The 25,758-nt window shown below is 46.1% G+C and carries 21 protein-coding genes; 11 read left to right on the top strand and 10 right to left on the bottom strand.

Annotated features, from left to right (window positions below; genetic code table 11):
• Positions 1–63: 63 nt before the first annotated feature.
• Entirely contained in the window at positions 64–462 is a 399-nt protein-coding gene (locus tag AAKU64_RS17665) for a DUF2946 family protein (protein ID WP_354362559.1), read from the bottom strand.
• Positions 463–471: 9 nt separating this feature from the next.
• The gene (locus tag AAKU64_RS17660; protein ID WP_354331977.1) at positions 472–666 is read right to left on the bottom strand and encodes a hypothetical protein; all 195 of its coding nucleotides are present in this window, start codon (positions 664–666) and stop codon (positions 472–474) included.
• 157 nt (positions 667–823) lie between these two features.
• Here AAKU64_RS17660 and AAKU64_RS17655 point away from each other — a divergent pair, with 157 nt between their 5' ends.
• From AAKU64_RS17655 to AAKU64_RS17645, 3 genes are all read left to right on the top strand, one after another.
• Positions 824–2,224, top strand: a complete 1,401-nt coding sequence (locus tag AAKU64_RS17655; protein ID WP_354331979.1) for a Xaa-Pro dipeptidase — start codon at positions 824–826, stop codon at positions 2,222–2,224.
• Positions 2,225–2,599: 375 nt separating this feature from the next.
• The gene (locus AAKU64_RS17650) at positions 2,600–4,084 is read left to right on the top strand and encodes an APC family permease (protein WP_354331981.1); all 1,485 of its coding nucleotides are present in this window, start codon (positions 2,600–2,602) and stop codon (positions 4,082–4,084) included.
• A 192-nt stretch (positions 4,085–4,276) separates the two neighbouring features.
• Positions 4,277–4,714, top strand: coding sequence for a CreA family protein (locus tag AAKU64_RS17645; RefSeq protein WP_354332002.1), 438 nt, complete (start codon positions 4,277–4,279; stop codon positions 4,712–4,714).
• A 141-nt stretch (positions 4,715–4,855) separates the two neighbouring features.
• On the opposite strand, the gene AAKU64_RS17640 is transcribed toward AAKU64_RS17645, so the two are convergent.
• A complete protein-coding gene (locus AAKU64_RS17640) occupies positions 4,856–6,388 on the bottom strand; it encodes a right-handed parallel beta-helix repeat-containing protein (protein ID WP_354331983.1) in 1,533 nt (510 codons plus the stop codon).
• A gap of 104 nt (positions 6,389–6,492) precedes the next feature.
• On the bottom strand, positions 6,493–7,284 hold the full coding sequence (locus AAKU64_RS17635; protein ID WP_354331985.1) for a YdcF family protein: 792 nt from the start codon (positions 7,282–7,284) through the stop codon (positions 6,493–6,495).
• Between the two features lie 206 nt (positions 7,285–7,490).
• Here AAKU64_RS17635 and AAKU64_RS17630 point away from each other — a divergent pair, with 206 nt between their 5' ends.
• Positions 7,491–8,354 (top strand): HDOD domain-containing protein, encoded by an 864-nt coding sequence (locus AAKU64_RS17630; protein WP_354331987.1) that lies wholly within the window; start codon positions 7,491–7,493, stop codon positions 8,352–8,354.
• Between the two features lie 47 nt (positions 8,355–8,401).
• Here AAKU64_RS17630 and AAKU64_RS17625 read toward each other — a convergent pair whose 3' ends face one another.
• From AAKU64_RS17625 to AAKU64_RS17610, 4 genes are all read right to left on the bottom strand, one after another.
• Entirely contained in the window at positions 8,402–8,596 is a 195-nt protein-coding gene (locus AAKU64_RS17625) for a hypothetical protein (RefSeq protein ID WP_322117872.1), read from the bottom strand.
• A gap of 421 nt (positions 8,597–9,017) precedes the next feature.
• Positions 9,018–9,344: a DUF6968 family protein gene (locus AAKU64_RS17620; RefSeq protein ID WP_354331989.1), complete on the bottom strand. Its 327-nt coding sequence runs from the start codon at positions 9,342–9,344 to the stop codon at positions 9,018–9,020.
• Positions 9,345–9,377: 33 nt separating this feature from the next.
• Positions 9,378–9,746 (bottom strand): glyoxalase superfamily protein, encoded by a 369-nt coding sequence (locus AAKU64_RS17615; RefSeq protein ID WP_354331991.1) that lies wholly within the window; start codon positions 9,744–9,746, stop codon positions 9,378–9,380.
• 288 nt (positions 9,747–10,034) lie between these two features.
• Positions 10,035–10,964 (bottom strand): LysR substrate-binding domain-containing protein, encoded by a 930-nt coding sequence (locus AAKU64_RS17610; RefSeq protein WP_354331993.1) that lies wholly within the window; start codon positions 10,962–10,964, stop codon positions 10,035–10,037.
• 107 nt (positions 10,965–11,071) lie between these two features.
• On the opposite strand from AAKU64_RS17610, the gene AAKU64_RS17605 reads away from it, so the two are divergent.
• Together AAKU64_RS17605 and AAKU64_RS17600 are read left to right on the top strand one after the other, a co-directional pair.
• Positions 11,072–12,091: a DUF1338 domain-containing protein gene (locus tag AAKU64_RS17605; protein ID WP_354362558.1), complete on the top strand. Its 1,020-nt coding sequence runs from the start codon at positions 11,072–11,074 to the stop codon at positions 12,089–12,091.
• Positions 12,084–13,538 (top strand): FAD-binding oxidoreductase, encoded by a 1,455-nt coding sequence (locus AAKU64_RS17600; RefSeq protein WP_354362557.1) that lies wholly within the window; start codon positions 12,084–12,086, stop codon positions 13,536–13,538. The genes AAKU64_RS17605 and AAKU64_RS17600 overlap by 8 nt, the downstream gene beginning before the upstream one ends.
• Before the next feature lie 422 nt (positions 13,539–13,960).
• Here AAKU64_RS17600 and AAKU64_RS17595 read toward each other — a convergent pair whose 3' ends face one another.
• Both AAKU64_RS17595 and AAKU64_RS17590 read right to left on the bottom strand, forming a co-directional pair.
• Positions 13,961–15,931 carry a protease pro-enzyme activation domain-containing protein gene (locus tag AAKU64_RS17595; RefSeq protein WP_354362556.1) on the bottom strand — a complete coding sequence of 657 codons (1,971 nt, stop codon included), beginning with the start codon at positions 15,929–15,931 and terminating at the stop codon, positions 13,961–13,963.
• Positions 15,932–16,236: 305 nt separating this feature from the next.
• Positions 16,237–16,587, bottom strand: coding sequence for a hypothetical protein (locus AAKU64_RS17590; protein ID WP_354362555.1), 351 nt, complete (start codon positions 16,585–16,587; stop codon positions 16,237–16,239).
• Between the two features lie 833 nt (positions 16,588–17,420).
• On the opposite strand from AAKU64_RS17590, the gene AAKU64_RS17585 reads away from it, so the two are divergent.
• From AAKU64_RS17585 to AAKU64_RS17565, 5 genes are all read left to right on the top strand, one after another.
• Positions 17,421–17,819, top strand: coding sequence for a hypothetical protein (locus AAKU64_RS17585; protein WP_354331161.1), 399 nt, complete (start codon positions 17,421–17,423; stop codon positions 17,817–17,819).
• Between the two features lie 149 nt (positions 17,820–17,968).
• The gene (locus tag AAKU64_RS17580) at positions 17,969–20,137 is read left to right on the top strand and encodes a TonB-dependent receptor (RefSeq protein ID WP_354362554.1); all 2,169 of its coding nucleotides are present in this window, start codon (positions 17,969–17,971) and stop codon (positions 20,135–20,137) included.
• A 429-nt stretch (positions 20,138–20,566) separates the two neighbouring features.
• Positions 20,567–23,404 carry a TonB-dependent receptor gene (locus AAKU64_RS17575; RefSeq protein WP_354362553.1) on the top strand — a complete coding sequence of 946 codons (2,838 nt, stop codon included), beginning with the start codon at positions 20,567–20,569 and terminating at the stop codon, positions 23,402–23,404.
• 132 nt (positions 23,405–23,536) lie between these two features.
• Positions 23,537–24,454, top strand: coding sequence for a DMT family transporter (locus AAKU64_RS17570; RefSeq protein WP_354331167.1), 918 nt, complete (start codon positions 23,537–23,539; stop codon positions 24,452–24,454).
• 112 nt (positions 24,455–24,566) lie between these two features.
• The gene (locus AAKU64_RS17565; protein ID WP_354331169.1) at positions 24,567–25,547 is read left to right on the top strand and encodes a quinone oxidoreductase family protein; all 981 of its coding nucleotides are present in this window, start codon (positions 24,567–24,569) and stop codon (positions 25,545–25,547) included.
• Positions 25,548–25,758: the final 211 nt, after the last annotated feature.

The following is a 25,758-nucleotide window of genomic DNA, read 5'->3' as shown; positions in this document are numbered from 1 at the left end:
GTGAGCGCAGGACAAAACCTGATCAAATGATTAGATGATCAGACGTTGAGCAAACAGATTGTTTTAATCTAAAGCAGGTGGCCCACGCGCCGGTAAAGGCGCAGAAACCATAGAGGCAAGCCGTGCCGCTGGAATAGCGCGCAGGGCATAAGACAAAGTATGTGGTGGTTCTACGATGTCTTGTTGAGGAAACGCATTAGTGATGCCGGTTGCCAGGCAGAACGAGCAATCCAGCAAATGCGACATAGATTGGCCAGTTTTGCTGGATTTGCCATCAGCGGATAAGTCAGTGCCAGAGAAATCGCCGCTAGTCTGGCTGATTATCTTGATGCCCGTGCTGGTACAAATCACATTCATTGCCTGCGGATTGAACACCGGAGCCGCAATTGCCACGCCCAATGCCGTAACGTACAAAAAAAGTACGAGGGCAACCAGTTGGCGGGAGAGGCGGGGCATGTTCATGGAGGCGGATTATAACAGCGCTGTAACAACTGGATACAAATTGGCTTCTGTCGTGGCGAATTTCTGATCAGGTTTGTTTGGCGTAGTGATATCCAGCGACATCCCCAGCGACATGTCCAATGATATCAGCCGCGATCGCCGTAAAGCTGCATCTGGCAATAGGTGAAAAAGCGGCGTGACGCGCCGGGTAGGAGTAAAAATCATCTAAATTGTTCTACAAAATACAACGGACTTCTTTTTGCAACACAGATAGAATGTTCGACACTGTAGGCGAGCCATCAAAACTTGATTGTCTTGCCCTGCTATTCGCTTTTCCGTTATTTTTTTGGTTCTTTTATTGATCTTGCTCTCAGAGGATTACATGCAAAAGCGTCGCCCTGTTTTGTCACTCGCTATGTCCCGCGTTTTACCTCGTATTTTGTCCCCGCTGGCAGCCAGTTTATTAATGCTTAATTGCATTGCGGTTGCTAATCTTGCGCATGCTGCGGATGCCGCTACTTCGGTTGCGACTCCAGCGACCCAGTCTACAAATAAACCAGCGCCTGTGCTTGCAATCAAGGCAGGTAAATTGATTGATGTAGAGGCCGGTAAGGTATTGCTCGATCAAATTATTTTGGTACAAAACCAGCATATTCTCTCTGTCGGTTCTAGCAAAACTATGGCGATCCCGGCAGGTGCGCAAATCCTCGATTTATCTAAATCTACGGTGTTGCCAGGCTTGATCGATTCGCACACGCATCTGACTGGCAATGCACATCAGCATGGCTATGCCAGTATTGGCACTTCTAATATCCGTGCTGCTTTGTATGGTGTACGTGCTGCACGCGACACTTTGCAGGCCGGTTTTACGACAGTGCGTAATGTCGGTGCAGATGGTTTTGGCGATGTGGCCTTGCGCGATGCGATCAATGACGGAGATGTACCTGGCCCGCGCATGCTGGTTTCTGGCTATGCGCTGGGGATTACCGGCGGTCATTGCGATAATAATTTATTGCCGCCTGAATATAACGATGTCGGTAAAGGTGTGGCCGACGGACCTTGGGCCGCCCGCGCCAAGGTGCGCGAGATGGCGAAGTATGGTGCCGACTTGATTAAAATTTGTGCGACCGGCGGGGTGTTATCCAAAGGCGATGCTGCCGGTGCGCAACAATATACGCTGGAGGAAATGCAAGCTATTGTGTCTGAAGCCCACAAACTCGGACGCAAAGTCGCAGCGCATGCGCACGGCACCAGCGGTATCAATGATGCTATCCGCGCCGGTGTCGATTCGGTAGAGCATGCCAGTTTGATTGATGCAGAAGGCATGCGCATGGCGAAAGAAAAAGGTACTTATCTGGTCATGGATATTTATGACGATGACTATATTTTGAGTGAAGGCGAGAAGGCAGGATTTTTACCAGAGTCCCTCGCCAAGGAAAAAGAGATCGGTCAGCTGCAACGCGACAACTTCCGCAAAGCATTTGAGTTCGGCGACAAAATGGCGTTCGGTACTGATGCCGGCGTGTATCCGCATGGCGACAACGCTAAGCAGTTTTTCTACATGGTCAAATATGGCATGACGCCGATGCAGGCAATCCAGGCAGCGACAATTAGCGCTGCTGATTTACTCGGCTGGAAAAATAAAGTCGGTAGCATCAAGGCGGGAAAATTCGCGGACATTATCGCCGTAACAGGTGACCCTATGAGTGATGTGACGGTACTGACCAAGGTTGATTTTGTGATGAAAGATGGCGAAGTTGTGAAATCATCTTTAACGCAATAAGGATTGTTTGCTACATATTTCTCCTTAGTAAATTTTATAAAAAAGGGGAGTATATTGGTAAATATGTCTTAACGTCCAAGTATTGTATGGACATTAAAATATACATGGGTGGAGTATATTTTCTGGATAAGAGGCGTCGCGTGCTTAAAGTACGAATAAGCCGGAGTGCTTCAACCTCGGGATTCTAGTCTTTTGGTATGGCGAGCTTTCGGAAACTTGAACTTCCCCCTCATCCCTGTCTTCTCCCGCTAGCGGGAGAAGGAGTTACAGCAGATGCTAAAGTCGCTGTTACAGCCAAAGCCAACGTAGACAATAAATATTTAATACAGCATTACAATTAAATCCTGATTCAAAAATTTAAAAAAAGGAATTCTTTTGGGACAGCAAACATTTGGGCAGCAACTGATACGTACCAAGCCAGTTGATGCCAGCGGCAGTGAGGTTGAGGCAGGTAGCAGCAATGGTTTACATCGCTCGCTAGGCTTGTTTTCTTTAACCATGATTGGCGTCGGTGCCACGATTGGGACCGGTATCTTTTTTACCATGGTAGAGGCAGTCCCGAAGGCAGGCCCTTCGGTGATTTTGTCCTTTATTCTGGCGGCAGTGACGGCAGGTCTGACTGCACTATGCTATGCCGAATTGTCATCCCGCATCCCCGCATCAGGCTCTTCATATTCATATGCTTACGCTACCGTCGGCGAGTTTCCTGCGTATATCGTCGCTGCTTGTTTATTATTGGAATATGGGTTGGCTGCCAGCGCTACGGCGGTGGGTTGGTCGGATTATTTAAATAATTTTTTAAGTAATCCAAATTCATTCGGCTGGCATATTCCCCAAATGCTGCGTTCAGCGATGATCGTGTCAGGTGTTAACGGGGTCGAGATTCACCCGGGACAATTTAATTTGCCACCGATTATTCTGGTAGTTGTTTGCGGTTTTTTATTATTACGCGGCACCAAAGAATCTGCGACAGTCAACGCGATTATGGTGATGATCAAATTAGTGATACTCACTTTTTTTGCGGTGATCGCATTCTCAGGTTTTAATGCTGAACACTTTACGCCATTTTTTAAAGCAGCAGATGCGCATGGCCCCGGCGGTATGGCTGGAGTTGCTGCTGCGGCGGCAACTGTATTCTTTTCTTTTATTGGCTTAGACACAGTGGCAACAGCGGGTGAGGAAGTTAAAAATCCTAAACGGAATGTGCCACTGGCGATCTTGTCGGCATTAGTGATTGTCACCGTATTTTATTTGTTGGTAGCGGTCGCTGCGGTCGGTGCTCAGCCTGCAAGTATGTTTGCCGGACAAGAGGCAGGTCTTGCCGTGATCTTACAAAACGTCACTGGTAAAGCATGGCCTGCATTGATCTTATCCGCAGGTGCTGTAATTTCGGTATTCAGTGTGACATTGGTGACGATTTATGGCCAGACTCGGATCTTGTTTGCGATCAGTAAAGATGGACTGATTTCGCCCTCATTCCAGCGTTTGCATTCTCGTACTCAAACACCAACGAGTAACACGATTATTGTGTGCTTGGTCGTCGGCTTAGTCGCGGGTCTGGTAGATGCTACCTTCTTGTGGGATATGGTTAGTATGGGGACACTGGTCGCGTTTATCGTCGTATCCACATCTGTACCTGTTATGCGCGCAAAACGGATTGGCGCCGGTAGTGGGGGGTTCCGTGTTCCGTTTGGCCCGTATTTTTTGCCTGGGCTTAGTATTCTGGCGTGCCTATATCTGTTGTTCGGGCTATCTGCGACTACATATTATGTATTTTTCATTTGGATGGCAGTCGCTATCAGTATGTATTTTTTATATGGCAGGGGACATTCACGTCTGAGCCAAAACGACGAAAAATAAATATTGGTGTAGACGCAATAGCATTGCGCCATAGACCAAATTTTCCATGATGGCTTTATGGCGTATCAGACAGGCATACGGTTAGCGATTGATCGTACTTATTATTTCTCAAGACGGTGATATATGAAATCGAAATTGAAAAAAATCTGCAATGGAGTAGTCGCTGCAAGTAGTCTGGCTGTCTTCGCTTTGATGACGCCGTTATGCAGCGCAAAAGCTGAGGTCATTGGTAGCGTTGATACCGCTTTTATCTTGATCGGTCCTGATCATAAAATTTTGGTCGAGGCCTATGACGATCCAAAAGTAGATGGTGTCACTTGCTATATCTCCCGCGCTAAAACTGGCGGTATTAAAGGCGCCGTTGGTTTGGCAGAAGATAAGGCAGAGGCATCCATCGCTTGCCGTCAGGTTGGTGTGATTGGCTTTAAAAAGCCGATGCCGCAACAGGAAGAAGTGTTCAATGAACGGCTATCCGTTTTATTTAAAAAACTCAGAGTAGTTCGTGTCGTGGATGTCAAACGCAATGCTCTGGTTTATCTGACTTATTCTGATCGCCTGATCAACGGTTCGCCACAGAATAGTGTCACGGCTGTCGCTGTAGATAAGGGCACGCCGATTCCTGTGAAGTGAACTCGATGAGTGATGCACTTAATAATCAGGCGGCTTACCGGCGCTGAGCATCAAACTGATAGTATTTAAATTGGTTTGATGCTGATATGCAGGCTTAGATTTAGGCTTAGATTCACACTTAGATCCAGACTAAATTCAAGCTTAATAAAGGCAAGCTGAAAAATCTTCAAACGCACCATAACTAGGTGTCGTTCGCCGCGCCACCTGGGGTGCTGTCAATGATGCTGCCGAGGGTGTTGTCGCGTTAGACAAGGGGTCACATAAGTCAGCCGGTATTTCACTTGTGACCGCATTTGTGATACTTGAAGCAGACCGATGCGGCGGACTGTTTTTCCAGACAAAATCCATTGCATTTGAATCTGAAAATAAACGGCGCACCGGATGATAGCCAAAATATAAATACGCAATTGGTGTTTCGAGATTATCTTTGCTGTGTAATATTCCTTGGTCGCGGCTGCGGATTGCGCCATCTACCAAATTGCCTTCCAGATTGGCGCTGCTATCTGGAAAACGCACAGTCACTCCGGCAGTATCTACAATCGTATTGTGAATAATTTTGCTGCCTGCTGCGTGATTGATATAAATCCCGTCATCAGAACAGGAGGCAATCAGGTTGGATTGAATTACTCCGTTGTCTTGTTCGGTAATGCAGCGAGTATCTCGACAATACTCTTTGCCGGTACCGCCACCACCTAAAGATAGTCCAACACGCTGGCCTGTTGTGCCTTGTAAAAGATGTTCGCAAATCACCATATTTTGTTCAAATACATTGCGTGATCCGGCACCTTTGGCGAATGCGCCGTAGCTGATTCTGTCTCCCTGATCTTTAATAAAATCACCTATCCAATTTTTACGGATAACCCAGTCACTGGCAGCGACCAGATCGATCAGTGTCACGGGATTGCTAGTTTTTCTGGCACTGGTATTTGTCAGTGTGTTGCCCTCAATCAGACCATGATCTGGGAAGTGTCCATCGCTGCCATTGATTTTAAAATGCGCGTTGAAATCGATAATCGTATTATTGCGAGCCATAAAATATCGGGCATCTCCGGTCACATGGAATGCATGTTCACAATTCTCGTGGTACTGACAAACACCGCGTATAGACAAATTTTCAAACGTCCAGTAAGGAGCAGAAACCTGAAATCCCTCACCAAGATTAAATTCTAAAAATACTGTTCCCGGGTACGCTGCCCTTAGGGTAATCCGGTCGTTTTTTGAACCCGCTTTATTGACCAGTAGCGGCGTTCCTACAAAGCGATATGTACCCGGCAGAAGCGTGATTACATCCCCTGGGTTGGCGTTGCTAAGTGCGGCTATTATCTGGTTATTTGATGCTACGATGATTGAAGCATGGGTATTTTTTGGCGCTACGTCATTCACATTGAGATTGGTTTGCGCTCCAATCTTGGTCCGTTCTTTCGTATGTAATTGTGGAGTGCCACGATCCAATACCATCAAAGTCTTGCTCATCCATTCACCGATACTGACGATGGTCGGATTGTGATCTGATGTCCGGCGTTCAATATAAGGGGAGAGCGCCCGAGGCGTTACTCCCATATTTTGTAGAAAAAAAGCGACCGAAGCACCAATCGCCAACAGCACTGCGATAAAAAACAATAAGCAGATTACATAGCGCCTGAAAGGTCGGGATGATCGAATTTTGTGGGGCATATTGACGCCTATTAGTGACTATCAAGAATAAGTAAATGCTTAAACAGGTAGAAAAAAATCGAATTTGTATTTTCTAATTTGTCTGTCTTGCTCTCTAATGACGATCAGGTTTTATTGGTCGACAATTCCATGCGATACCACAATAGTCCTAACCATTCATATAAAGCGTAATGAGACCGCCGCATATTTTCGGCTGAAGTAAATAGATTGAAAATATCAAATTCTGATTCCGAGAGGAACATGGTCGGCGCCGCGACTACTTGTAGACCAGCATGCTCAAATGCGATCCTTGCTCTGTGCATGTGCATCGCATCGGTGACCAATAAAACCCGTTGAACTCCTGCTTGTTTCAGAATTTTTGCAGAGTATTGGGCGTTCTCATCGGTATTGGTCGCTTTATCTTCGACCCACTTAACCGGGATTAAATAATCTTGCTCCAGGGTGCGTTTCATATTGCCTGCAAGCGAAGTCTCATAACCGTTAGGTTGGCCAAATCCGCCAGTGACTAAAATCGGCAAGCCTGTCGCCCTATATAAATAGGCACCATATTGGAGTCGGGCTAAGGCGATATAGTCGGGGATATCATGATGTTGATATTCTGGACTGCGGGCTATTCTGCCAGCAGTCAAAATCACGATCGCATTTGCTTTTGCTGCTCTTGCCATGGCGGGTGAGCTAAGTGGTGTCTCTAATGCTTCTAATGGTCGTCCTAATAACGACGATCCCACACCAGTGCATAAAAAAAACAAAATGAAAATCGCGCTAAAGCGTATCGTATTACCGGCTCTGACATGTCGTTTTGAAATAAGCCATCCCACTAGATATAGAATAAACAAGCCCAGTGGCGGCAATAAAAAAATTTTTACAACGAGCGCGATTGTTCCAGCAAGAGTCATATTTTTTAGACAGATGAATTGATGTAATGAAATCAAATTGTCACCGCAATTTGATTTTAATGACAACAGAAAATACACTCTGGGGATAAACTCTTTGTTTATCTTGATGAATCATAGAAAATAAATGCAGCACGGCAACGATTGCGCTTTAAAATCTGGGATTACACGAAAAAATGTGCTGGCAATATTTGTCCTAAATCAAATCAATGAAAACCTCTACTGCCCCAGCCAGAACCACTGAGCAATCAGTTGATGCTCTGCTTAAAACGATCAGAATCCCGCCGCGCCCTAGTTTGTTAGCAGAGGTTCAGCAAGAACTGTCGTCTAAAGAGCCCGATCCGCGTCGCCTCGCAAAAATTATCGCTAATGATGTCGGCCTGGCAGGTTCTTTGATGAAGTTGACCAACTCCTCTTTTTTTGGATTACGCTTAAAGGCGAGTTCTGTCGATCATGCGGTTGATCTGTTAGGCATGGCGCAGTGCGGCACATTAATGACGGGCATCATTGCCCGTCAGTCAGTCGTGGTGCAAGGGCAATCATTGGTGAAGTTTTGGGATTTTTCTACCAAGCGGGCGCAGGCGATGATTTATCTGGCGCGTAATATGCATATTTATCCCTCAGATATTGCGCATACGTTTGGCTTGTTTTGCGATATCGGCATTCCAATTATGCTGGAGCGTTTTCCTCACTATGCAGCAACGCTGACTAAAGCTAATCAAGAATTTACTAAAAAATTTACCGAGATCGAAGATGAGGCGCATCAGTGCAATCACGCCGCAGTCGGGTCTTTGATGGCGCGTACCTGGGGTTTGCCTGAAGATGTTTTTACCGCGATTTTATTGCACCATGACTACGCGGTTTTAGAAGATAGCGCTACGCCAGAAATGGTTCGTGCACTGGTAGCAATGGCCTTGATGTCGGAATACGCCATACAAAAATATCATGGGCAAGATGTCTCTGCCGAATGGGAAAAAGGCGGAGCGCAGGCTTGCCATTTTCTAGGTTTATCCCAAGACGAAGCTGCCGATAAATTTGATGAATTACATGAAATGTTTAATAGTTTGGAGTGATCACGGTATTTTCTTGCAACGACTATTACCGTGAGCATCACCAAACTTTAAGCTTTCCCCCGCAGTAAACGTGCTGGCAACAAAACGATTGCACGCAATAATTCAAACACGCCTTCCACCGCAATCCCCATCAACCGGAATGGCAAGCAGATCAGCCATACCAGCGGATAAAGTACCAGTGCGAACAAGGCCAGCGGCCAGCACATTACTAACAGCACAATCCACAAAATAAACGTCAGCATTGGGTTTCCTAGACTTGAGGTTTTAGACAAAAAGTTGGTGTATCACACTGCTGATAATCAGGATGGCGATGCTCAGGATAACAACGCCATCCATGTCTGCTTTGAGGTTCATACAATATCCTTTCAAATTCTTGGGTTGGTTTTTGTTAGCTTATAAAAATCCGTATCCCTGGTGCGGCTAGCTTGCCTGACTGGCAAACTGGATCAAGCAGAATATGCGCTTAAGTATTGATCCAAATACGCATCACAGTCTTAGTTTTTTTAGAAGCTAACTCCAATATAGTCAGTGTCGGTCAATCCCGCTAGGGCGGTCTGACGAACTGTAATTTGGCAGGCTTTATCGATCTGAATTGGAGGATCAATGGTGTATGGGAGATTTTAAAAAACTCCACATTTGAGCATATAGCGTTATGGTTATTGTTCAATCTGAGCAGATGGATTTGCTTAATCCTGAAGTAATCAGATCGTCTGGCGTTGCCGGATTGCCGTCTTTGTCCCAATAAAATAACCAGCCAGTTTCAGAAAAATGCCTGACTCTCAGTGCAATGAATGACATTGCCATTTGTACAGCATGCCAGCTATCGATCCCATAAATCCTTGATGGGTGCGAGTCGAGTATTCCCAGCGATACGGCGCAACCCCAGTCAATATGATCCTTGATCGGGGCAGCAATACTTAAGCTCAGGTCTGCGCCGACACCGTCTGGTGACACGGCATACCAGCGTCGTTCTATCAAAAAATTGTTCATGACCGAGCCTCTTTCTTTGACACGGATTTCTGTTTAGCTTGTGGTTTTTACTTCATTGAACAGAATCTTGTTGGAAAAAGGGTCTGTCAGGCTCAAGATTCTATCGCCCCATACGGCGATTTCAATGCCAGGTTTATTGTATTTGTAGGTCTTCTGAGATAACTCTTGGTACAGCTCATCGATGTCTGGCGTGTTTACAAACACCTTGCTTCCCGGTGTGCAGTCACCGGAATGTTCGCTCAGGTGAAAAACTAGATTGTCTTTCGATACTTGCATATAGATAGGAAAATCGTCCTTAAACCGATGTTCCCAATCGACACTCATGCCGAGAAACTCAACATAAAACTGTTTCGCTTTTTCTTCATCAAAGATGCGTAAAACGGGAATGCTCTGGAAGTCCATCATTGCTCCTTATTCCTATGCCAGTTGCGACAGTGTGTTGAGTTAATGTCAATCAGAATAATAATTTATATTTAGGACTGACGTAAAAATGCCCCAGCTGCGTTGTAGCGCCTAGCCGTACTAAAGTACTGTCGTCGTCGCTACGCCTTGCTGGGACAGTTTTGCGACAGTCCTAATATTCTCAATTTAAATATACTGCCTATTAGTATATTTAAGTTGTCCATGTAATATTTGGAGGATAGGCGGTATTTTATAAAAATAATGGGGAGTATATAAAAATTTCTAGGTTTAACCCGCCTGTTTGGCACTATCTAACAACCAGTTCTTAAACGCTAGCAAAGGTCCCAGACTCGCGTTTTGTTCCGGATACACTAGATAATACGCAGCCGAGCGGGGTAGGCTTAATTGCAGTGGAATGGTTAGCGTGCCAGCATCCAATTCTGCCTGCACCATAAAACGCGGGATCAGCGCCACACCTAAACCGGCGGCGGCGGCACTGATCAGCATGGTGAACAATTCATAGCGAGCACCTTTGACAGCGGATATGTCATTGCGGCAATCATGTAAATCAAACCAGCGTCGCCAATCGTCTAAACGGCTGGTCAGGTGCAGCAAAGGCATTTTGCTGATATCTGTGATGCCTATGATGTTCTCGTTGGCTTTGGTCGCATCCGTAGTTTGATATTTTGCCAATAAGGCAGGGCTGCAAACTGGTGTCGTGTCATCTTCACCGATTAAAAAATCCCCAATGGTGCCGGGCCAAGGCGCTTGTCCTGAATGAATCGCCGCATGGAAATGCGATTCGGAAAAAATAAACGCATCGGTTCTGGTACTGAGATTAATCGTAATGTCGGGTCGCAGTGCGTGGAATTGTGCCAGACGCGGGATCAGCCATTGGGTCGCAAAAGTCGGTACGACTGCCAATTCCAGCACGCCGGAACCCTCCTGGCTCGCCATCAACTCCAGGGTGTCGCGCTCTATTCGCCTCAGATGCAGACGTATACGTCCGGCATACTCTTGCCCGGCAGGCGTTAATACGACGCGTTGTTTGATGCGGGCAAATAGTGGTACACCTAACCAGCTCTCTAACCCCGCAATTTGTTTGCAGACCGCGCCTTGGGTCAGCGCCAGTTCATCCGCGGTACGGGTAAAACTTTGCAGGCGTGCTGCAGCCTCAAAGATCATGAGCGCATTTAAGCTGGGGATTTTTTTTCTCATTGATATAGATTGTTCTTTTTATTCACTAACTTGTGATTTTATATCGTTTGTCCCGATTGTCCAGTTAAGTGAAAATGCTGCACTAGCTAACAATTAAAATACCTTCCATGAATCCACATATTCAAACCCTGCTTGTTGCCAGTATAGGCGAGCAGCAAACAAGCAACTTAGTGAATTTATTGCATATATCTGCCAAATTTGACCACGTACAACCGGGGCAGGTAACACGTGCCGAGATCGCGCAGGCCTTGAATATGTTGCTGTTTTACGGAATTTTGCAGCGGGTTCCCAGCGGGAAGACTTACACCGATGAACTCGTTGCCCATGGCGGCAAAGTCACGCTGGATCATGGTGCTTTGCGCACGGTGCGCTGGTTTGGCATCGGTGCTTTGCCTCCGGGCGAAGCCGCTGTGACGCGAATTCTCAAACCATTAGGGTATCGCCTGAATGGCAAATATCCGCTGGATCGCTTAAACATGACCGGGCGTTCTTATGCACAGGTTGATGATCCTGAAAATATCTCGCAGTTTTTTGTCAGCGAACTACATCCAGAACGTTTTAGTCCGGCTTTTCAGCAAGCGGTCAGCCGGGTTTTGGGCGACTCCAAAGATCCTTTGACGCCAGCGGCGTTTAGTCTGCTCAATGAACTGGAGCGCGACGGCAGTCTGAGCGTGCAGCAGGCGCTGGAATTATTGCCCGTGCTGGTCGCCTGTTTTGATCGTCAGCATGGCACTCCGCAATTAAGCGACTATGAGCTACTGATCAAAGAATCTGCCGAAATGGCATGGATCGCTACTGAGGGGAATGTGTTTAACCACGCAACGGACCGCGTAGCCGATGTGTTCCAGACTGCGGAGGAGCAAAAAGCCTTGGGGCGCTCCATCAAAGCGCAGGTCGAAGTCTCTGGCTCTGGTCGCGTAAGACAGACCGCGTTTAAGGCCGACAATGTTGTGCGGGAATTTTATGATGCAGAGGCAGTGCTAGTGACACGCGAAGTGCCGGGATCATTTTATGAATTTATCTCGCGAGACACGATGCTTGATCCCGTCACCGGATTGTCGAAACTTGATCTGCAGTTTGACACAGGCAATGCGCAAGGTATTTTTAAGATGACCGCCAATGCTTGAGCCTGTCAATCGCTTAGCTGTGCTGGAGTCGCTGCAAGATTTATTGGGTGATGCCGGCTTGCTGACCACGCTAGAGGACTGCGCCCGTTACGTAACCGGAGCGCGCTATGGCGTCGGGCAAGCAATGGCGGTCGCGCGTCCCAATAGCGCCGTGCAATTGTCGCAACTGGTCAGTCTGTGTGCAGCGCATCAGTTGAAGCTGGTGGTGCAGGGTGCCAATACGGGTTTGGTCGCCGCCAGCACGCCAGATCAGAGCGGACAGTATCTGGTCTTGAGCACGGAACGCCTTAGTCGTTGCATAGAGATTGATACGGTCAATCGCTCAGTCACCGTCGATGCTGGTGTGACCTTGCACGATTTGAATGAGGCGTTGAAAGAACACGATTTATGCTTCCCGATTGACCTCGGTGCCAACCCGACTATTGGCGGCATGATCGCCGCCAATACTGGAGGTGCAAGACTGATTAAGTATGGCGACGTGCGGCAAAATTTGTTGGGGCTGGAAGTCGTATTGCTGAATCCGCCAGGCAGGGTGCTGGATCTGCAATCGGCGCTTCGCAAAAATAATACCGGCCCTGATCTAAAGCAATTGTTTGTCGGCACCAGTGGCGCCTACGGGATTATCAGCAAAGCCGTTTTACAAGTGCATCGCTTGCCAAAACAAACGGCTACTGCATTAGTTGTGCCGCGTGATCAGGCTGCAGTTTTAGAATTGTTGCAAAGGCTGGAGCGCGATTGCGGAGAATTGCTGAGCGCCTTTGAGGGGATTTCTGGACAAGCATTGGCTTCGGTATTGCGACATGTTCCGGCGATCAGTAATCCCTTTGGCAGTCTGGCTGATATCCCCGATTATTGCGTCCTGATTGAGCTGGATACCAGCATCGCCCAGCAGCATTCAGGCTTGTGTTTGGAGGATTTATTAAGCAATTCGCTGGCCACCTTATTGACTGGAAGCGATGACGACATTATCACCAATGCAGTGATTGGTCGCGGTAAAGATTTGTGGCGTATACGGCATGCGATCAGTGAGTCTTTGCGTAGCGAAGGTAAGATTATTGCGTTTGATATTTCTATGCCGCGTTCCTCTTTGGTTGATTTTCGGCAGCAGGCGATTGGCTTGATCAAAACCCATTATCCGTTTTTGCAGATCATGGATTTTGGTCATTGGGCGGATGGCGGTTGCCACTTTAATCTGGTGTGGCCGCATGTAGCGGCTATCGCTTACGATGCGACAACGGTCAGCGCAGTGCGCGATGCGATCTACGATATGGTGGTGCGTGAGTATCAAGGCAGCTTTAGTGCCGAACACGGAGTCGGCCCATATAATCAGACCTACTACCATCGATTTACGTCACAAGCAGCGCAGCAACTGGCGGGAAAAATGCAAAGGCTGCTCGACCCTGATCGCTTGTTTGGACTGACCTGGTTTGGTGAACTGGCTGAATAAAGTAATACGCTCGTTGATACGTTTGAGAGTAACTTTTGAGCGACCGCTGAATGACGAGGCAAGGAAAATAAGTGGGCGAAACCTCATTGAGAATGTCTGAATCGATTTGTCATTAAATATATACTCGTAGTAGGTATATTTTAGTTGTCCATATATTTAATGGTCAATAAGCCGATTTGAATAAAAATAAAGGGGAGTATATTGATTATTATGGAATCTAATTGCCTCCACGCTACCTTGTTAAGCTAATCCAGCAGTGTCTTTTACCAATGCTTAGTCGCACCAGATCAACATCAGCGCTGAAACGATTTCGCCCTCATTCTCGTCAGAATGAGGGCGAAATTCTTTATAGTTTATTTGACTGACCGCAAACTTGTTGCAGCCAGCCAAACTCATTAGCGACTAATCGCTAACAATACCTATTAGTCAGAAGCAACCAAGCTCACACCGCTGAAGCTAGCGTAAGAGTTGAGCAACAGGTAGTAAGTACCTGCGGCTGGTGAGCTAATAGTGATCGTTTCAGTCGTGGTAGAACCATCAGATTTTTTCAAATAAGATGATGTTGTCGGTGCAGAACCTAGTTTGACGTAGATATCTGCATCGCCAGTACCGCCCGATGTTTTAAAGGTCAATGTAGTACGGCCTGATGGAACCACAAAAGTGTACACCGTGGAGTTGCCAGTCGTCAGAGCGAGGCCAGTTTTTGCTACGCCATTGCTCAATACATTGGATGGTGGAGGTGTTGTACCGCCGCCCGATCCCATGACAGTCGCAAAATTAGCAACGTTCAAACTGCCGTAACCACTTGCATAATCCCAACCAGTTTTTGCAGTGTAACCACCGTTGCTGCCAGAAGTTACGTCATGGAACATTGTTGGATTAGCCGCTGCTTTTTGATAAATGGCAGAAGCTGGGAAGGCCAGTGTATTGTTGTTCATAGACTGAACGCGAGCCCAGAAACCAGTGAACAACGGTGCTGCCAGACTAGTACCACCGATTTGCGAGCTAGTACCGTTGACGATTACCAATGCGCCGCTGTTAGGTGATGCATCAAATGCGACGTCAGGTGCGCCACGTTTGGTGGAGCTTCCCAATACGCCTGCGGCAGTTTGCCAGCTTGGCGCTGCTTCTGTCAGGCTTGGTCCGCCGCCTGCGCCACCGCTGGAACTTTGCTGGCAATTAGCAGAGCTGGTGCAAGCCCATACTGTTTCAGACGTCCATGTGGTGCCTGATGTGTTCAGCAAAGTACCGCCAACTGAGATGACATAAGGGGATACAGAAGGGTAACTTTGTGATGTGCTGGAACCACCGCATTCATACGCACCTGAATCGCCGGAAGAAACCGAGAAAGTCTGCCCTTGTGCTACCGCAGTCTGGAAGATCTGATCGTTACTTGCCATGATGCCGGAGCTTTGCGCATCAGTTTCGCATTCACCTAAAGACACGTTGATCGTTTTGGCTACGTTGTCGCTGACAGCTTTATTGTACGTATTAGTCAGGTCAGCATCGCTCAAAGTATTAGCCGTGTACAAAATCATTTGTTTGATCGTACCGCCTGCTGCTGCCAAGGCATCTTGAGTATCCATATTCCATTCATCCACACCAGACGTATCTGTGCTGGCAGAACCAACTGTCACTGTGCTGACATTGGTTTTTGGATAGCCAGCATTGGTAGTAAATGTGTTCAGATCTTTGATCGTTTGCGTCATGCTACCTTGGGTAATAATACCGATGGTTGCGTTGGTTGCACTTGGCAAGCTAGATGCGTTATAGATCAAAGGGAAGTCGGTTGGATTGTGGCCAACAGTCGACAGTGTTTTAGCGTCTGGACGCATTGCCATTGTGTGATGCAGATGGACAGTTTGCAAACCATGAACCGCCAATACGATATCGCCCAGCGATTGCGGTACAGTGACATCACTCAAGTTGGCATGTGCTGTACGGCCATTGATGTTGTATGTATGCAGATCAGTATTGAATGCAGTTTTAACGGAGGATGCTGCACCATCTGCGCTGACTAGCAGGTGGTTGTCAGAGACGACGATATTGACGAAACCACTTTTGGTCAAATGATCGACTACCGAGTTTGCTTGGGCTGCTGTTGGTGCGTAGTGGCTCATGAACTCAGCGCTAGTGATTGGCTTGGCGCCACCACCAGTGATGAGGTTAGTTGTCAGCGCATCGAGGTCCGCTTTGTTGCGTACTTTCAATGAGACCACAACATGAGTTTGTGTCCCAGCTTGCATTAATGCCAGTGGCGATGCAGTGCTCAACAAACGCGGCGCTTTGGTCGCGGTAGAGACCCATTGTTCGGCTGCTTGTGCTGCGCCACCAATTGTTGCTAACACCATTGCTGCTACAGGCAGCATTTTAAATTTACAACTGAGTTTCATTACTTATCTCCAAATGGTAATACGAAGAAAGTGACCAGTTCAAAGGATTTTGAATAGATCGGTTCAGTCACAGCAACCTGGAAGAAAATCTTGTTTTCTACAGGCTTGGCAAATTCAATTTACCGTCTTTTTAAACGCGGTCCAGAAAAAATACCTATTGCAAGATCGACTCTACGTTACATAGTAAGTTGGTCGGTCTTGAAATATTCTTGGTAAAGCAGTGATACGTAAATCTAAAAACGACTTTTGAAAACTAGATTTTTAAAACTAGACTTTTGAAGCAATATTTTTACAGCGTGGAATTTTTAACTGAGGAAAAAATGGTTGGGTTTGAAGCGCTTGGTTTCAAAATCATGCTGGCCAATTTGAGTGTTGGCGCTGCTATTAGATTTTGGAACTAATGTTGGAGCCAAAGTTGGAACTAATGCAGGAACGAGAGAATTGAAGTGACGGAGCTGAGGAGCAACAAGGCTAGAAGCAATCACCGCAAAGCGGGACATTTTTTCTTCTGTTATCGACAATCTCAGATCAGTAGAATCGGTAAATGTTGGCTGCTGTGCGGCGATCAGTTCGCCATCATTAAAGGGACTATTTTTGTCTATATAATCTGCATCCCAATTAAGGCTTTGGGCAATCTGTTGATAATGCTGGATCATCTTTAATGCACTCCAATGGATGGGTGACACAAACAATTACAACCAATTTTAAGCAGTTTTATACTGATGCATCGCAGGCTTTTAACAGCGGCAATCAGCGCCTTTTTTTAATCTTCCCGGTTAATTTATTTAGCTATCGACTCGCTGTCTTACGCTTAATTTTGCGTTCGCTTTTACGTTCGTTTTTACGGTTACGTTAGCGTTTAAATCTGTCGAACCTGAGCTAAAGAATTGACTGAAAGAAAACTTATCCTAGCAGAAGAAATATTCCAAAAAGTTAAGCTAAATTGATTAATGTGTAACCATCAGTAACAATGTGTAGGATTGGGGGATGAGGAGCTCGTCATTTTTATATTTTTTTTACATGCTTAAAAATCACGAAATTTATCTATTGAAAAATTCGTTTATATTGGACTTTTTAAGTCGGTTTTGTGTAAAAATTTTGTGTAAAGAAATCAGCTTAGAATTTTTACACTAACATTGTTGTATTTGATGCAGTTGTTTTCAAGCCTCAAAAATTTACAATCAAAAAACTTTCTTCACGAAAAATATTCAAATGGATTTCCTGTATTTGATAAAAAATTTCTGATGAAAATTGCCTCAGTTTTGTAATTGCAATCAGCAAACAATCACCAAGCTGTGCCTTTGTCACTAAGCCTTGCCGGGACAAATTTGTGTAGGTCTTATTGACGAGTTAGTGGCGATTGAGTGATTAGCTAGTAATGATCTAGTGGTGAGCAAAATGTGTAAGGATGTAATCCGATGATGCCAGAATGTTTTTTTCTTGTTATGATCTCGCATCCTTAATGCAACACAAGTGCAAAAACAAAAGAATGGTTCAGCGTAAGACTACCGATCAACATCCGCTAGCTAAGCGAGGCACTGCCGCCATGTCGGCCATGCCTGCAAAGTTTGCGACTGCTGCATTCGCGCGCGCAGTTGCAGCGCGTGATGTGTGGCGTTTGTTGATTGTGTTGTTTGGCGCTTTTGCGTTGGTTCTGGCGCTGACAACGGCGGCGACACATCAACACAAGACCGCGCTGGACACCAAAGAATGTGCCATCTGTAGCGATGTGATCGATAAGGTAGTCGGTCTGCCGTTGTTACCTGCGATTGTTCAGCACGTTTATGTTATGCCTTACCGGGTCCTCGCTGTCTCGGTCAAGATCGCCAACTATTGCTCGCCTGAGCTTTTTCCACCAAGCTGCGGTCCCCCGCACGCCTCTGCGTAATTCATCAAAAACAGTTCAATTTAAAAATTGAGCTGAACTCCGGTTTTAATTTAAATTTTCGAACTTCAGTTTGAAAATTACATTTTTAAGCGAGCTTGCCTTCATTCGACAAGGCTGAGTTTCGCGTATTTTATTCAGAGGTTATTAACATGCAACGTACTCTTAAACTGAGTAAGCTTTCACTCGCCCTGGCTGGTCTGTTTGCCATTTCATCCACTCATGCTGCAAGTGACTCTGTGGCGGACGCGCCGGACGCATCAGGCAAATCTGACACGCCAGTACAAAGTGTAGAAGTGACCGCGGCGCATCTTAAAAGTGCGCGGATTGAATTGTCACCCAAGATCGGTACCACCGTTTATAGCATTGATACCCACATGATAGACATGCTGGGACAAGGCGATAACACGCCGTTTAATGAAGTTTTGCTGCGTTTGCCTGGCGTCGCTCAAGACTCTAAGGCGTCTGGCGGTTTGCACGTACGTGATGATCACGCTAACGTGCAATATCGGATTAACGGTGTCCAGCTGCCAGAAAGTATTACTGGTTTTGGGCAGTCGATTGATACGCGTTTAGTCGACCAGACTGATTTTATGACCGGGGCATTGCCAGCACAGTTTGGTTTGCGTACTGCTGGTATTGTTGATATCCAAACCAAGGAAGGCGGAGTAACGCCAGGTGGCCGGATTGGTATTCAGATGGGTAGCCATAGCTATGTTGAACCTAGCGCGGAATTTTTTGGTAGCAAAGGCGCGTTCAATTATTATTTGTCCGGTAGCTTCTTATCCAATTCTCTGGGGATTGAGAATCCGATACCAAGTTCTAGCGCATTGCATGATAAAACCCGGCAATCTAAAACCTTTGGTAATTTGTCTTATTTTTTAGATGACAACACGCGTCTGGGTTTAATGTTTGGTACCTATAACGGTCGTTTCCAGATCCCAAATAATCCTAACCAGGCGCCCGGGTTTGCGCTGACAGGATTTAGTGACGGCACCACTAGCAGTTTGCCCTCATCCAATCTGAATGAAAACCAACGTGAGGTGAATCGCTTTGCCGTTGTTTCGCTACAAAAAAGTTTAGGGAACGTCAATTTTCAGCTATCCGCTTTCAATCAATATTCTGAATTGCATTTCACGCCGGATGCGAATGGCGATTTAATTTATAACGGCGTCGCTTCAGATTCGCTGCGTTCTAACCGTGCCAACGGCGTGCAATTTGATGTCAGTTATAAACTGTATCAAGATCACACTTTGCGGGCGGGCGGTGCTTATACCCGTCAAGTCACGGCCAGCAATAATGCCGTGTCCTTATTTACGACGGATGATTCCGGTGCACAAAATTCTTCAGACCCCATCACGATTCAAGACAATGGTGGCAAAACCGGTACGCTATCTAGTTTGTATTTGCAGGATGAATGGCATATCGCCCAACCACTGACATTGAACTACGGTGTGCGCTTTGACAAAGTGTCGGCCTACACCTCTGAGCAGCAATGGAGTCCCCGTTTAAACCTGGCGTATAAATTGAGTGACGCCACCGCTTTACACGCAGGTTATTCACGCTACTTCACGCCTCCACCGCAAGAATTGGCCGCGCAATCGAGTATTAATTTGTATGCCGGTACCACCAACGCACCACAAATTCCGACCTCGGACAACGTCAAGGCGGAGCGCACGCATTACTACGATCTGGGGATTAGCCATCACGTCAATCAAGACCTGATATTGACCGCTGATGCTTACTATAAAAAAATCACCAATATGCTGGACGAAGGCCAATTTGGCCAGGCGTTGATACTCACGCCATTTAACTATGCGCAGGGTTACGCCAAAGGCTTGGAGTTGTCTGCGATTTACAGCCAAAAAAATTGGGGAGCGTATGTGAATCTGGCTTTTCAAAAAGCCCAGGGGAAAAATATTAATTCCGGCCAAGCTTTGTTTGGCGTAGATGAAGTTGCTTATATCGCCAATCACTACATCTATGTGGATCATGATCAGACCATGACGTTGTCGGGCGGTACTCACTACCATTTCGGTGATTCTCAACTCAGTGCCGACTTCTTATATAGCAGTGGTTTGCGTGATACGCCAGATGGTGCGGCACCAAATTCAGGTACTTTACCAAGCTACACAACAATCAATACGGCGTTCACCCATACCTGGAAAAATACACCAGCCGGTAAGATAGAAGGACGGATTGCCTTGATCAATTTGTTTGATAAATCCTACTTACTACGTGACGGTTCTGGCGTCGGCGTCGGGGCTCCACAATATGGCCCGCGTCGTACTTTTTATGTCGGACTTTCCACTAGTTTTTAATCAGAGTTTGATGGTTTGAAGAATCAGATAGCCGACGCCTTGATAGGCTCGGCTATTTTTTTGCAAATAAAAAAAGCGATTTTCTGTTAATTTTTTCATAGATCGATTTTCTAATATTCTTGAGACAGATGATCGCGTTTTATTGTTTTCTAAAAATTGTTAAAATGGATTTCGTTACAGTTTTTATGATTCAAGTTACACAAAATTACAACTTGTTTCCCTTTAGTTACATCAACAACCGGGTCAGAGCTGCACCGGAAAAAAACTGTTGTTTTCATTGGCTGAATTAGGCGTCTTGATTGACGTCAGTTTATTGAATATGGTCTTATTATTAATGGAAAAAAATTTCCATCTGACTTTTTTGGTTGATAAATTCATCTGCAAAAGCCAACGTAATAAAACTGTCGTTCTTACCTTTGGAGAAAATAAATGTTTATTGAAACAGTATTAGCTCGGTCTTTACGCATGACGTACTCTGGTAGCATCGCATTGAGTTTAGGTTTTTTAACATTGCCAGTATTTGCGCAACAAACTTCAACCGAATCCTCAGTTCCCCAACGAATCGAAATCACAGGATCAAGTATTCGCCGTGCTGATGCGGAGACACCGAGTCCAGTGCAGTTAATATCAGCCGAGGATTTGAAAAAATCGGGCTATACGTCCGTCGCCCAAGTATTGCAAAATATCACGGCCAACGGTCAAGGGACACTAAGTCAAGGCTTCTCCCAAGCATTTGCTGCTGGAGCTAGCGGGATATCTTTACGAGGCTTAACCACATCTGCGACGCTTGTTTTGATTGATGGTCATCGCATGGCACCCTATCCGCTGGCGGATGATGCACAGCGATCTTTTGTTGATATTTCCAATATTCCATTTGATACCGTAGAACGAATTGAAATATTGAAAGATGGCGCGTCCGCGATTTATGGTTCTGACGCAATGGCGGGCGTAGTCAATATTATTTTGAAAAAGAGTTTTATTGGAACCACTGCCTCGGCAGAAGCGGGAACATCTCAAGCCGGTGGTGGAGAAACAGTACATGCGTCTGTAACCCAAGGTTGGGGCGACTTTAATGTAGACGGCTACAATGCATACGGCAGTATCGAATATCGCCACCAAGATCGAATTACTTATAACCAGCGTGCGGGTGCGGGCCCTTGGCAGAGATTAGATTGGAGTGGTATCGGGGGAACTAACAAAACCCTTGGGGTGCCATTTTCGTCAAATCAACCAGCCACATATAATTCACCTTATCTTAGTGATCCTAACAATCCGTATGGGCCGACTACTTCTGCATTTTATCCAGGACCGTGTAACTATAACTTGCAACAAGCTGGTGGTTGTGCGTATCAAAGTCCATTGGCAGAGTTGTCTCCTGAAACCCAAAACGTCAATATATTAGCCAGCTTTGCAAAAAATCTGGGTAGCGGCTGGAGATTAGATGTCAAAGGTTCCTTGTTTGAAAGCAAGGCAGAGCAATATCCAGCAGGTGGACTACAATATTTTCCACAAGCTTTTAATCCTATTGTAGCGGTTTCTGCCGGCGTCTTACCTCATCTCGTCGGTACTCCGATCTCAACCATCACAGTGCCGGCTAATTATCCAGGCAACACTTTAGGTATCCCAGCGTTATTGAATGGAGCAATTCCGAATGCGCCGATTCCTAATACTCAGCTTGATTCAAAAGCTTATCGCTTAGTTGCTGATGTTACTGGCACCTTAGGTGAATGGGATATTAGCTCCTCATTGGGCTACACGAAAATTGATACGACTCAAAATGTTTACGGATCAATTAATATCCCCGCGTTTAACGACGCGATTAACCGTGTGTCTAATCCTTATTTGCCAGTTGGACCAATCAGTGCCGCAGATGCTGCAACTTTGTTCCCAAGCACCTCCGCGCGCGACACCTCTAAGTTAGAATTTGCAGAGTTACATGCAACGCGGACTATTATGAAATTGCAAGGTGGCGATATGGGAATTAGTTTCGGTGGATCTTATATCCGCCGCGAATTAAATTCTCCTGCACCGACCTTAGTTGCTCAGGGCATAGTTAACGGAAACAATGCGTACGCGTCTGGAAAACAAACGAATACTTCCGTATATTCTGAGATAGTTGCACCAGTCTTTAAGTCTCTTGAAATCGATGGCGCAGTGCGTCTTGATCACTTTGATAATGCAGGTAATTCAACTACACCTAAAGTAGGATTTAAATACTCACCATCCGAATCATTTGCTCTCCGCGGTACGTACTCAACTGGTTTCCGGGCACCTAATTCTGCTGAATCGGGTCAATCAGGTACTGCCTTCCTGGCGGGTACCGGTAACGATCCTGTGCTTTGTTCTCAAGGTGTACAAGCTAATGGTAATCCGTACGCAGGAGAGGTAATTTCTGCTTGTAACTACCAAGCAGTCACTTTGGCAGCAGCTAATCCTAAACTTCAACCTGAGAAATCGAAGTCAGCAACTCTGGGTGTGATATTGGAACCGATTAAGGGATGGAGTACTACGGTTGATCTGTATCGTATAGAAATTGATAACCAGATTATTTCTGGTGCTCCAGATGGGGATGCCGTACGCGCTCCAACTCCGGTGCAAACTTTGTGTGCCGACGGTAACGGCGGCAGCTACCCTTGTACTCCAACAGTCGGCGTGATTTTATACACACCAAATACCTACATCAATGCAAACTCTACTAAAACAAGTGGAGTAGAGCTCGATACCAGGTATAAATTTAAGCTTGGTGATTACGGAGATTTGACGACAGACCTGAACTGGAGTCATACCATGAGCTACATTCTGACCACAGGAGGAGTTGCCTATCAATTGGCAGGTACTCATGGTCCTTTTGTTGTCGGTGGTGATACCGGCAATCCAAAAGACCGGGTGCAGGCGACATTTACATGGGACAAAGGTGGATTGCAAGTCACAACGGCGTTCAATTACATTGGCGGATATAGCTTAACTGATTCATCATTTGGCTACGATACTTGTGCAAAAGGTGGCGCGGCTAATGGCTGGTTCCCAACCGGTAATATTCCATCACAATACTGCCAGGTGAAATCCTTTCTGGATACGGACGTCACTGTGCGTTATAAATTCGACAAACACTTGACCTTGCATGCATCAGTAACTAATTTGTTCAACGCACAACCACCATTGGATTTCAACACCTATGGCGGTGGCCAGCTACCATTCAATCCGTCGCTACACCTGGCGGGCGCTATCGGTCGCTTCTTTAATGTGGGTTTGAATTATACTTTTTGATTTAAATTCTCTGTATTTAAATCCGTAATTTAATAAAAATGCCGCGTAGATTCGTCTTCGTGGCATTTTTTTTGAAATAAACGAGAACTCAGGGGAGCACGTCAAACTGAATATGCTCGTACAATATTCGGAATGAGCACACCCACCTTCCATACCCAATCCGCCTACGAGCGCCAACAATATTTAATTGGTCTGGTGATCGCCATCACCGGTGCGATTTTATTTTCGACCAAGGCAATAGTTGCCAAACTCATTTACCGTTATCACGTTGACGCGGTTACTCTGATTATGTTTCGTATGCTGTTTTCTTTGCCAATTTTTGCTGCGATTGCGATTTGGCAAGCGCATAAAGGCGGTGCCTTATCAGTTTCAGATCGCTGGCGTTTAGTGGTCTTGGGTTTGATCGGTTATTACCTCTCCAGTTTTTTAGATTTTCTGGGTTTGCAATACATCACAGCAGGGCTGGAACGCCTGATTTTATTTTTGACACCCTCATTTGTGCTGTTGATTTCAGCGACATTTTTAAAACGTAAAATCAGCAAAATAGAATGTGCGGCTCTGGCAGTTTCTTACCTTGGGATAGTGCTGGTATTTGTGCATGATTTACAGTTTGGCGGAGCGGATGTGTTGCTGGGCGGCTTACTGGTTTTAGGTGCAGCCACCTCGTATGCTTTGTACTTAATACAATCTGGTCAATTAGTCATGCGCCTCGGTAGTTTGCGCCTGGTGTCCTATGCTATGTGCGTTTCTAGCGTGGCATGTATAGGGCAGTTTTTTGCGCTGCGCCCGGTTAGTATGATGATCCAGCCGGCACCTGTGTACTGGCTGTCTTTAGTCAACGCGATACTGTGTACGGTGTTACCAGTATTTCTGACCATGATTGCGGTACAACGTATTGGTGCGCCAATTGCCTCGCAAGCGGGCATGATAGGTCCGGTGTCTACTTTATTTTTAGGGGCTTTTTTCTTAAGTGAACCGATCACCGCCTGGCAACTGGCAGGCACTGTTTTAGTCGTTGGCGGGATGTATTTATTGTCGATGAAAAAATGATTATTTTTTTAATCTGAGTTCACATTTCAATCCAGCTCGATTCATATTAAGAGCTAAATTAAAACTTTAATTCAAATTTGAATTACAGCTAATTAACCAAGAGAGCGAGACCATGACAACCACAAAAGCCATCATAATCCAGCAAACCGGCGGTCCAGAAGTGATGGAATACGTCGATGTCACACTGGGCCAGCCAGGCCCCGGCGAAGCGCTGGTCCGCCATGCCGCCTGCGGGCTGAATTATATCGATGTGTACTTTCGTACCGGCCTATATCCGCAAGTCTTGCCAGCGGGTTTGGGGATGGAAGCCGCAGGCGTAGTGGAGGCTGTTGGTGCTGATGTGACTTATGTCAAGGTAGGTGATCGTGTTGCTTATGCCGGTCGCCCCAACGGTGCGTATGCCGAGGCTCGGATTATGCCAGCCGATAATCTGGTGCGTTTGCCAGACAATATCTCGTTTGAAACTGCCGCAGCAATGATGCTACAAGGCTTGACGGTAGAATATTTGTTTAACCGCACCTTTCCGCTCAAAGGTGGAGAAACCATTTTGTTCCATGCCGCAGCAGGTGGCGTCGGTTTGATTGCTTGCCAGTGGGCGCGGGCAATTGGCGTGACGATGATAGGTACCGTCGGCTCCGACGAAAAAGCAGAGCTCGCCAAAGCGCACGGTTGTACTCATGTGATCAATTACAACAAAGAGAATTTTGTGGAACGAGTTAAAGAAATTACCGGGGGTAAAGGCGTGCCAGTTGTGTATGACTCCATCGGCAAAGATACCTTCATCGGTTCGCTCAATTGTTTGTCACCATTGGGCATGATGGTCAGCTTTGGCAGTGCTTCTGGCCCGGTGCCAGAATTTGGTTTGAATGAACTCGCATCCCGCGGATCTTTGTTCATCACGCGTCCTAGTCTGATGAGTCATGCCGCTAAACGTGATGATCTGGAACAGATGGCAGCACGTTTATTTGCCATGGTGGAGGGCGGGAAAATCAAAATCGATGTGCATCAACGCTATGCTTTAAGTGAAGTAGCTCAAGCACATCGCGATCTGGAAGCACGAAAAACAACAGGTTCTACTATTCTGATTCCTTAACGTGGGTGTTAAATATCGGATAGAGGGCTAATTAGCTGCGTATTTCTTCAGCCATCGCTAGGGAGCTGGTATTGGTCTCTGTTACCATCCAGAACTTGAGGCAAATTCAAAATTAATAGGACTTACGCAAAAACAAGAGAATTGTAACAAGATGTAAAGACGTAAACCTAAAAAAGAAAACGGGTGTGTACAGTTCTGGACATGCCAAAAC

Source organism: Undibacterium sp. GrIS 1.8 (genome assembly GCF_040544445.1).
GTDB lineage: Bacteria > Pseudomonadota > Gammaproteobacteria > Burkholderiales > Burkholderiaceae_D > Undibacterium.
The sequence above is the reverse complement of the archived record's forward strand: the minus strand, read 5'-3'. Positions and strand labels throughout refer to the sequence as shown.